Source organism: Isoptericola croceus (assembly GCF_029382255.1).
Classification (GTDB): domain Bacteria; phylum Actinomycetota; class Actinomycetes; order Actinomycetales; family Cellulomonadaceae; genus Isoptericola; species Isoptericola croceus.
Genome location: NZ_JARLLG010000505.1, coordinates 1 through 255, shown reverse-complemented (window position 1 = coordinate 255; position 255 = coordinate 1). Strand labels below are relative to the sequence as shown.

Below are 255 nucleotides of genomic sequence, written 5' to 3'. Positions count from 1 at the left end.
ATTATTCTCATCAGGCCAAAGTTTCACCTTGAGGATCTTTGCTGCCAGAGTGTCCGCGTCCTTCTCGGTGTCCTCCTTGCCCACGGCTGCTAGCACCAGGATGCCCCGTCCGATCGACGAGACCAGCTGCTTGTCGACCGTAACGGAGGCCGAGGTCACCCTCTGTAGAACAGCTACAGGCCCAATTAGAGATTGGTCCAGTCACGGTTCAGCTGACTGAATTGTGCAACTGCGCACCTTTCATGTTGGGCTCTC

The 255-nt window shown here is 55.7% G+C and carries 1 protein-coding gene; it reads right to left on the bottom strand.

Annotation, left to right across the window (positions count from 1 at the left end):
- The coding region (locus PZC42_RS24985) for a D-aminoacyl-tRNA deacylase (protein ID WP_498041214.1) at positions 1-159 on the bottom strand (159 nt) is incomplete at its 3' end.
- Positions 160-255: the final 96 nt, after the last annotated feature.